Here is a 9,543-nt window from a genome sequence, read left to right on the forward strand (position 1 = left end):
CCCGGCGCGCGGGCCGGGGTGGGTGGTGCGCCGTGTCCTCGCCGGGGGCACGACCGTGACCGAGGTCGAGGTCCTCGCCCTGTCGTGGCCCCCTCCCCGGAAGCCCGGGCACGTCCGTGCGGCCGTTCGATGGGCCGTCGAAGGCGGTGCTCATGGTGTTCTCCTCCCGAGGGCGCGGTCGGTCTCCGCCCCACAAAAGTCAATCTAGGTTGACCATCGCTGGAAGTCAATCAAAGTTGACGAACGGGGAGTGCGGGCCGCCGCGACCTGGTCGGGGACACGCGAGCGCGGACGCTGCGCGTCGCGGAGTCGGGGTGTGAGACTGAAGACCGTCGGGAGGAGGAGGCATGGACGGTGTGACCCCGCTCAGCGAGAGTGAACTCCTCTTCGAGGAACTGGTCCGGTCCGTGCACGCGTGCGGACCGATCGAGGTCCTGGAGGCCGCCGAACGCTACGGCCACGCCATCGGCCTCGGCAAGATCACGGTGCACCTCGTGGACCTGCAACAACACCTTCTGGTTCCGCTCACGGGCGGCCCCATCCTCGACATCGACACCACCGTCGCCGGGGAGGCCTACCGGCACGACACCCTGCGACTCGTCGAGGGCGGCGCCGAGGAACTCAGTCTCTGGCTGCCCCTCAAGGACGGTGCCGACCGCATGGGCGTCCTGCACATCCGCGCCCCGCTGCTGGACGAGCCCACGCTCCGCCGGTGCCAGACCCTCGCCGCGCTGTTGGGGCTGGTCATCACCTCCAAACGGGCCTACAGCGACACCTACGTCCGCCGCACCCGCACCCGCTCGGTGCAGCTGCGCACCGAGATGCTGCGGGCCTTCCTTCCCCCGCGCACCCTCGGCACCCGGCGCGGGGTCTCCACCGCCGTCCTCGAACCCGCCTACGACCTGGGCGGCGACGCCTTCGACCACTCGATCACCCGGGACACCCTGCACGCCGTCATCCTGGACGCGATGGGGCACGACCTCGCCTCGGGGCTCACCGCGTCGGTGGCCATGGCCGGGGCGCGCAGCGCCCGCCGCAACGGGGCAGACCTGGACGAACTCACCGAGAACGTCGAGAAGGCCCTGCTCACCTGGTTGCCCGAGCGCTTCTGCACGGCGGTCTTCGCCGACCTGGACCTGTCCACGGGGTTGTTCTCCTGGGCCAACTGCGCCCATCCGGCGCCGCTGCTCGTCCGCGGCCGGCGTCTGGTGGAGGGGGCCATGGACCGCCCTCCCGAACTCCCGCTCGGCCTCGACGGCGTCGTCCCCGACCTCCCGCCGCGCACCGTCCACCACTTCGCCCTGGAACCCGGTGACCGTGTGCTGCTCTACACCGACGGGGTCATCGAGGCGCACGACGCCGAGGGCCACATGTTCGGCCTGGAACGATTCACCGACTTCGTCATCCGGGCCGCCTCCGCGGGCGAGCCCGCTCCGGAGACGCTCCGTCGCCTCATCCACTCCATCCGCACACACCAGCGCGGACGATTCAGCGACGACGCCACCATCATGTTGCTGGAGTGGACGCCCGACCCGAACGTTCCGCGCCCCCGGGACTGACCCGCCACGGTGTGAGGGAGCGCGGAGGAATCACCAGTGGGCCAGTACGCGGGCCGGACCGCCCGAGGCGTCCAGTCCCGGCAGCACACCCACGGTGAGCACCGCTCCCAGGGGTGGTAGACGGTCCAGCCCCGTCAGCGCCTCCAGCCCCCAACGGTCGGCCCGGCCGACCACCTCGTGGGCGGCGAAGTCGGTGGAGTTCCCCGGGTCGGTGCTCAACGTGTCCACCCCGAAACCCGCCACCGACCGGCGCTCCACCAGGTACGCGCACGCCTGCGCGGAGAAACCGGGGAAGTGCCAGGTGCCGTCCTCGGACACACCGCGGACCGCCGCGTCGCCCTCGGCCCACTTGGCGCTCCACCCCGAACACATGAGCACCGCCGCCCCCTCGGGGATGGGCCCGTGCGCGCGTTCGAACGCGAGGACGTCCTCCACGTCCACCGTGGTGTCGGGGTCGGACGCGGCGCGCTCCCGGATGTCCAGCACGGCCGCCGGGACGACCAGTTCCTCGGGGGCGATGTCGGGGACCAGACGCCCACCGCCGATGACGTGTCCGGGGGCGTCCAGGTGGGTGCCGGTGTGCTCGGTCAGGGTCCACCGCTGAACGTAGAACCCGAACGCGCCGTCCGGTACGGGCTCGCCCAGGGACGCTCGGGTCGGTTTCTCGTCGTCCCAGGAAGGCATGTCGGGGGCGATGGTGTGGCTCAGGTCCGCCACGCGTCCGCGACCCGTGGGCCACGCCCACGCCTGTCGGGGCGCGACCGGGGCGGCACCGGGGGCGGCCCCTTCCGTCCGTGAGCGTACGGTCTCACCGGTTCCGTGCAGACACATGAGTCCCCCTGTCGAGATCGGGTCGCACTCGGATTATCCCGCCTGCCCGGCGAAGATCAACCGGATTCGCGCGACGGGCGGACGTTCACCGCCCACGGCGGTACCCGGACCGAGGGAAGGGAGCGCGTCGTCCGGTGGGGGAGGAAGCCCATGCCCGAGGCCGGCACCGAGTGGGGGAAGTCCGGCGTCGTCCACCATCTCCCCGAGCAGCTTCCACGACAGCGACGGTGACGGGATCGGTGACCCGCCCGGGATCATCGACAGGCTCGACCACCTCGCGCTCCTGGGGGTGGACCTGGTCCGGCTGTCTCCGGTCCACCCCTCGACCAGGGACGACAACGGGTACGACATCAGCGACCACACCGACATCGACCCCCGGTTCGGCACCCTCCAGGACTGGGATCGGTTCCGCGACGGCCCGCACGAGCGCGGCATGCCTTTGGTGATGGACCTCGTGGTCGACCACACCGGTGACCGGCACCCCTGGTTCACCGCCTCCCGCGCCGGCGACCCCGAACAGCCCGACTTCTACTTCCGGCGGCCCGGCCGGGACGACGGTCCGCCCAACAACCGGGGTTCGGTGTTCTCCGGGCCGGCCTGGACCCGTGATCCGGAGCGGGACGAGTACCACCTCCACCTGTTCAGCCCCTCCCAACCCGACCTGAACTGGGAGAACCCCCAGGTACGGGCGGCCGTGCACGACGTGGCCCGTTGGTGGCCGGACCGGGGCGCCGACGGTTTCCGCATGGACGTCGTCAGCTTCGTCTCGAAGAACCCGAGGTCGCCGGACGGGCCCGTGGTCGGCGACCACGGGCTGTTCGCCGACCACGCCATCAACGGACCCCGGCTGCACGAGTTCCCGCACGAGATGAACGGGGAGGTCTTCGCCGGCCGCGACGTGCTCACCGTCGGAGGGATGCCCGGGGTGGACGTGCGCCAGGCCCGGGTCCACACCCACCCGGCCAACCACGAACCGAACATGGTGTTCCACCACTATCGAAGGCTCATCGCACTCGGCGAGGAGCACCCGGTGATCGTGCACGGTCGCTACGCCCCGCTGCCGGAGGACGACCCCCGGGTGTTCGCCTGCACCCGATCCCTCGACGGCCGCACCCTGCTGGTGCCGGCCAACCGGAGCGCCGAGGAGGCCCCGCTCGACCTGACGGAGGAACCGGTCGCGACCACGTCGCGGACGCTCATCGGCAGCCACCCCGAGCCCGACCGGGTGCGCGCCCCCCCTGCGCCCCTGGGAGTCGCGCGTCCACCTCTACGGCGGAGAGCGCGGGTCGGCCGGATCGTGACCCCTCCGCCCGCCACCGACGCCTGATCGGTCAGTACGGTGTTGGCAGCCGAACGAGTGGGTGGGGAGCTTTCATGAGAGTCGTCGTCATCGGTGCCGGTGTGGGTGGGCTCGCCCTGGCCCGTGGTCTGACCGACCTGGGTCACGAGGTCGAGGTGCACGAGCGGGCGAGCGCACCCCGCACCGACGGGGCGGGGCTGGGCCTGTACCCCAACGGGGTGGCCGCCCTGGCGGGCGTCGGGGTCGACGTCTCCGGGATCGGTCGCCGCCTGGACGGACTGGAGAACCGTGACCCGTCCGGGCGCGTGCGTTACACGCTCGACGTGGACGCGGTCCGTGAACGCTACGGGTTCGAGGCGCGCGTCGTGCCCCGGCGCGACCTGCTGGCACTGCTCTCCGACGGCCTGCCCGACCGCACCGTCCGCTACGGGCGGGTCTGCACCCGGGTGCGTGTGAACCCCGACGGCTCGGTCAGTGCCCTGTTCGGGGACGGGACGAGCGCCACCGGCGACGTCGTGGTGGGCGCCGACGGCGTGCGGTCGGCGGCCCGGCGCGACCTGTGGGACGGCGATCCCGCCCGCCCCACCGGCTGGGCCAGCTGGCAGGCGATGACCGAGGTGCCGATGGAGGCGGCCACCGGCACGGTCGGCGCGGTGGTCCAGGGACGCCAGGGCCGGTGCGGAATCCTGCCGGCCGGCGACGGACTGGTCCAGTGGTGGTTCGACGTGCGCTGGCGCCCCGAGATCCCCCGTCCCGAGTCCCCGATGGACGTGCTGCGCAAGCTGTTCGGTGACTGGTCCGACCCCTGGGTGCGCGCCGTTCTGGACCACGAGGCCGAAGAGGCCCCCGCGTTCTTCGAGCACGTGCGACACCGGGTCCCACGCGAGTGGGGCGTGGGTGGGGCGACCTTGCTGGGCGATGCCGCGCACACCTTCCCGCACTCCACCGCGCAGGGTGCCGACCAGGCACTGGAGGACGCTTGGGCGCTCACCCGCGTGCTCGCCGAGGACGCCGTCGAGCGTGACCCGGCCCGCGCCCTGCGCCGCTACGAGCAGTCCCGCCGTGGGCCGGTCACCCTGGCCACGGGTGCGGAGGCGATCATGCGGTTCGGTCCGCCGCGCCTGTTGGGGCGTGAACGGACGAGTGCCCTGGCCACGCGTCAGTACATCGGTTACCTGGGCGGGGTGAGCAACGTGCTCACCGACCGTCGTCCCTGAACACCGTCGATCCGCGGGGCGCCCGTGCACGAGTGCCGGGCGCCCGGTCCGCCGCCCCGACGTCGCCGCCGTCCGCCGGTGGCCCCGGTGAACCGCCCGCCTGTGTCCCTCCGAGGAACCGCCCGTGCCGGGACGTGCCGGGACGGGCGCAACCCCCTCGACGCGTGGTGCGGTCCGGCGCACCGGGCACGTGATGTGCGCGAGCCCGGCCACGGGGACCTGGTGTCCGGCGGCTTCAGATTTTTTGAATAAGGAGGAAGTGAGGTTAGACTAACCTTCGTTCCGGTCGGTTTTGGCCTGATCTGTCTGTGGTGCGTGCTGCCCGGATTCGGGCGTCCCCCGTACGAAAACGACCCGTCGAGCACGACGCGGCCGACTCCCGTGACGAAGAAAGCAGTGAGCATGAACCCCACTCTGCGCCGTGTCGGCGGTATCGGACTCACCGCGGCCCTGGCCCTGGGTCTGGCGGCCTGCGGCGACGACGGCGGTGACGGCGGCGGAGCCACCTCCGCCGACGGCTCCTTCCCGGTCGAGATCGAGAGCGCGCTGGGCACCGCGGAGATCCCCGAGCAGCCCGAGCGTGTCGTCACCCTCGGCCAGGGCTCCGCCGAGACCTCCATCGCGCTGGGCGTCGTCCCCGTCGGGATCGAGAGCTACGAGTGGGGCAGCGACGACACCGGCTACCTCCCGTGGATCCACGAGGCCGTCACCGAGTCCGGTGAGGAGCTCCCCGAGCAGTTCACCGGCGCCACCGACATCGACTTCGAGGCGATCATCGAACTCGCCCCCGACGTCATCCTCGCCCCCTGGTCCGGCATCACCCAGGAGGACTTCGACATCCTCAACGACATCGCTCCCACGGTCGCCTACCCCGACCTGCCGTGGAGCACCGAGTGGGACCAGCAGATCGAGACCATCGGCACGGCGCTGGGGCAGCCCGACGAGGCCGCCGGTCTCATCACCGAGATCGAGGACACCTTCGAGCAGACCGCAGCCGACCACCCCGAGTTCGCCGACCTCAGCTTCTCCTACATCTACACCGACGGCCCCGGCACCCTGGGCGTCTTCCTGCCCGACGAGCAGCGCGTGGCCATGGTCCGCGGCCTGGGCCTGGAGGTCGATCCGGTCGTGGAGACCTTCCCCGAGACGGAGGGCACCGACTCCGCGCTCATCGGCTTGGAGAACGCCGACCAGCTCGCCGACAGCGACCTGATCTTCACCTTCTACAGTGACCCCGAGTCCCGCGCCGAGATCGAGGACCAGGACCTGTACGCGGCCATCCCCGCGATCGAGCGGGACGCCGTGGTCTCCAGCGAGGACAACGCCTTCGTCACCGCTTCCTCCCTGATCAACCCGCTCACCGTCCCGTGGGTCATCGACCGCTACGTGCCCCTCATCGAAGAGGCCTCCGCGCGGCTCGACGACTGATCCGACCCGGTGAACGTGAAGACACGCACGACGGCACCGCCCACGGCCGGGCCCGTCCGCGCCTCGCTCCTGTTGGGAGCGGGCGTGGTGGTCCTGGCCGGGGCGGTGCTGCTCAGTCTCGTCGCGGGCAGTAGACCCACACCCCCACTGGAGGTGCTGCGGGTGTTCACCGGCGGCGCCGACCCCTACACCGTCACCGTGGTGGAGAGCCGCATCCCCCGCACGATCGTCGGCGTGGTGGCCGGTGCCGCCCTGGCGCTGGCGGGCACGCTCATGCAGGGCATCACCCGCAACCCGCTGGCCGACCCCGGTCTTTTGGGGGTGAACGCGGGCGCCGCCGCCGGTGTGGTCACCGCGACCGCCCTGCTCGGGCCCACCTCCGTCATGGGCTCGATCTGGTGGGCGCTCCCGGGGGCCCTGCTGGCCGGGCTGGCCGCCTACACCGTGGGCACGCGCGGGGGCGGTATGGTCCGCCTGCTGTTGGCCGGAGCCGTCGTCTCGGCCGTGCTCACCGCCTACGTGCAGGCGGTCGCGCTCAGTATGCCCGACGTCTTCGACAGCTACCGCTACTGGGTGGTGGGCTCCCTGGCCGGCCGGGGCATGGACGTCGTCGTCGCGGTGCTCCCGGTCGTGGGCCTCGGACTGTGCATCGCCCTGTGCGTCATGGGCGGACTCAACGCCCTCGCCCTGGGCGACGAGGCGGCCGTGGCCACCGGCGCCAACGTCACGGTCACCCGTGCCGGCGGACTGTTCGCCGGGGTCCTGCTGGCCGCCGGCGCCACCGCCGCGGCCGGCCCCATCGCCTTCGTCGGCCTGGCCGTCCCGCACGTCGTGCGCTCCCTGGTGGGCGTGGACTTTCGCCTCCAGGTGCCCTTCGCGGTCCTGGTCGGCCCCACCCTGCTGCTGGTCGCCGACGTGGTCGGGCGGACCGTGGTGCGGCCCATGGAGTTGATGGTCGGCGTGGTCACCGCGTTCGTCGGCGCCCCGGTGCTGCTGTACGTCCTGCGCCGGACGAAGGGGACCACATGAGCCGGACCCTGGCGCGGCCCGCGCCCACCGACACCGCGACCGCGGGCACTCCGTCACCCACCGGGCGGGTGCTGCGGATCGGCCGCCTGATCGCCGTCCCGATCCATCTCCGCTCGGTCGTCATGGGCCTGGTACTACTGGTGGTGCTCGTCGCGGCGGCGGCCGCCACCCTCACCCTGGGGCGTCTGGGCATCCCCCTCGCACAGATCCCGGCCACCCTGAGCGGGCAGGGCGAGGCCACCCACCTGTTCGCCCTCGAACGCCTGCGCGGACCACGACTGGTCGTCGCCGCCGGTACCGGCGTGGCCCTGGGGCTGGCCGGGGCCCTGTTCCAGTCGGTGACCCGCAACCCCCTGGGCAGCCCCGACGTCATCGGGCTCGCCTCCGGCGCGGGCGCCGGCGCGTCGGTGGCCGCGCTCATGCTGCCCGGCATCGTGCCGGTCCCGCTGGGCGCGCTGGCCGGCGCGTCCCTGGCCATCGTCGTGGTGTACCTGGTCACCGGCACCGGGTTGCGCAACCCCGGTCGGCTCATCATCGCCGGCATCGGCGTGGCCGCCATGGCCACCGCGTTCACCCACTTTGTGGTGTCGGTGATGGCCCGTGACCAGGCCAGTGTGCTGGCCTCCTACGTGAACGGCAGCCTGGCCTCCCGCTCCTGGGACCACGCCGCCACCATCTGGGTGGCCGTCGCCCTGGCCGTGCCGTTCGTGCTGGCCCTGGCCGGCCCCGTCGGCGTCAACGAGATGGGCGACGAACTCGCCGACTCCCTCGGCGCCCGCGCCACGACCACCCGGACGGCGGCGGTCGTGCTGTCGGTGGTGCTGTCGGCGGCCGCCGTGAGCGTCGCCGGACCCATCGCGTTCATCTCCCTGACCGCGCCCCAGATCGCCCGCCGGCTCAGCGGCGTTCCCGGCCCGAACCTGGTGTTGTCCGCGGTGGTGGGCGCACTGTTGCTGGTCTGCGCGGACCTGGCCGTGCAGCGACTGCCCCTCGGTGACGGGCTTCCGGTGGGCGTGTTCACCATGGCCTTGGGCGGCGTGTACCTGGGCTATCTGCTCATCCGCGAATGGCGAAAGGGAACCCTGTGAACGGCGAATCCACCCCGGTGTTGTCCGCGGAGGCGCTCACCCTCGGCTACGGCGGCGACCCGATCGTGCGCGATCTGGACCTTCGGGTCGAAGAGGGCGAGTTCGTCGTGATCGTGGGGCCCAACGGGTGCGGCAAGTCCACCCTGCTCAAGGCGCTGGGCCGGGTGAACCGACCGACCGAGGGGCGGGTCCTGCTGCACGGAACCGACGTGCGCTCCCAGCGCCCCAAGGCGGTCGCCCGCAGGTTGGCCCTGCTGCCGCAGAGCCCCCTGGCGCCCGAGGGCATCACCGTGCGGGCACTGGCCGCGCGCGGCCGCTTCCCGCACCACACCCTGCTGCGCCAGTGGAGCCCCGAGGACGAGACGGCCATCGCCGCCGCCCTGGAGCTCACCGGCCTGACCGACCTGGCCGACACCCAGGTGGGTGCGCTCTCGGGGGGACAGCGCCAGCGCGCGTGGGTGTCGATGGTGCTGGCCCAGGACAGCCCCACGCTGCTGCTGGACGAGCCCACGACCTTCCTGGACATCGCCCACCAGTACGACCTGTTGGAGTTGTTCGGCGAACTGCACCGGCAGGGCCGCACCGTGGTGGCGGTCCTGCACGACCTGGCGCAGGCGGCCCGGTTCGCCACCCGGTTGGTGATGATGCGCGACGGGGAGATCGTGGCCGACGGACCGCCCGAGGACGTGGTCACCGCCGCCCGTGTGCGCACGGTGTTCGGCTTGGACTGCGACGTGATCCCCGACCCGCGCACCCGCACGCCCCTGGTCATCCCGCACGAACGGGCGGTGCCGCAGGGACCCGTCGACCCCCGGACGGAACGGGACGGGGCCGCCCGGGCCCGGGGAGCGCACGAGGGGACCGACCGCGCCCGGGTCGGCTAGGAGGCGCCCGCACCGGGGCCTCCGCTTCGCTCCGGTCCCGGTGCGGGCGCCTCACGGCGGGGCGCACACCTGTGGTGGAAGAACGTCCCCGAGGGGTTCACCGCTGCGGCGCTAGGTACTGTTTTTTGAACGGGTCAGGTCACGGAGCCAGATCCGGATCGAGGCCACCTGCACGGTCCCGTCGAAGATCGCGGCCCGCTTGTCATA

The 9,543-nt window shown here is 72.3% G+C and carries 7 protein-coding genes and 1 pseudogene; 7 read left to right on the top strand and 1 reads right to left on the bottom strand.

Features of this window, described 5'->3' with window-relative positions; genetic code table 11:
• Positions 1–347: 347 nt before the first annotated feature.
• Positions 348–1,559: a PP2C family protein-serine/threonine phosphatase gene (locus DSY14_RS24815; protein WP_211719038.1), complete on the top strand. Its 1,212-nt coding sequence runs from the start codon at positions 348–350 to the stop codon at positions 1,557–1,559.
• A 30-nt stretch (positions 1,560–1,589) separates the two neighbouring features.
• Here DSY14_RS24815 and DSY14_RS24820 read toward each other — a convergent pair whose 3' ends face one another.
• Complete coding sequence (locus DSY14_RS24820; RefSeq protein ID WP_211719039.1) at positions 1,590–2,390, bottom strand: cyclase family protein; 801 nt, start codon at positions 2,388–2,390, stop codon at positions 1,590–1,592.
• A gap of 150 nt (positions 2,391–2,540) precedes the next feature.
• Here DSY14_RS24820 and DSY14_RS24825 point away from each other — a divergent pair.
• The 6 genes and pseudogenes from DSY14_RS24825 (at position 2,541) to DSY14_RS24850 (ending at position 9,336) form a co-directional block, all read left to right on the top strand.
• A pseudogene (locus DSY14_RS24825) lies at positions 2,541–3,691 on the top strand (alpha-amylase family glycosyl hydrolase).
• Positions 3,692–3,764: 73 nt separating this feature from the next.
• On the top strand, positions 3,765–4,907 hold the full coding sequence (locus DSY14_RS24830; protein ID WP_211719040.1) for an NAD(P)/FAD-dependent oxidoreductase: 1,143 nt from the start codon (positions 3,765–3,767) through the stop codon (positions 4,905–4,907).
• 402 nt (positions 4,908–5,309) lie between these two features.
• Positions 5,310–6,335, top strand: a complete 1,026-nt coding sequence (locus tag DSY14_RS24835; RefSeq protein WP_211719041.1) for an iron-siderophore ABC transporter substrate-binding protein — start codon at positions 5,310–5,312, stop codon at positions 6,333–6,335.
• Positions 6,336–6,344: 9 nt separating this feature from the next.
• On the top strand, positions 6,345–7,364 hold the full coding sequence (locus DSY14_RS24840) for a FecCD family ABC transporter permease (RefSeq protein ID WP_374224053.1): 1,020 nt from the start codon (positions 6,345–6,347) through the stop codon (positions 7,362–7,364).
• Positions 7,361–8,452 (top strand): iron chelate uptake ABC transporter family permease subunit, encoded by a 1,092-nt coding sequence (locus DSY14_RS24845; protein WP_211719043.1) that lies wholly within the window; start codon positions 7,361–7,363, stop codon positions 8,450–8,452. Before DSY14_RS24840 ends, DSY14_RS24845 begins: the two co-directional genes overlap by 4 nt.
• Entirely contained in the window at positions 8,449–9,336 is an 888-nt protein-coding gene (locus DSY14_RS24850; protein ID WP_374224054.1) for an ABC transporter ATP-binding protein, read from the top strand. The genes DSY14_RS24845 and DSY14_RS24850 overlap by 4 nt, the downstream gene beginning before the upstream one ends.
• Positions 9,337–9,543 lie beyond the last annotated feature (207 nt).

This window comes from Nocardiopsis sp. MG754419, from assembly GCF_018207095.1.
Lineage (GTDB): Bacteria > Actinomycetota > Actinomycetes > Streptosporangiales > Streptosporangiaceae > Nocardiopsis.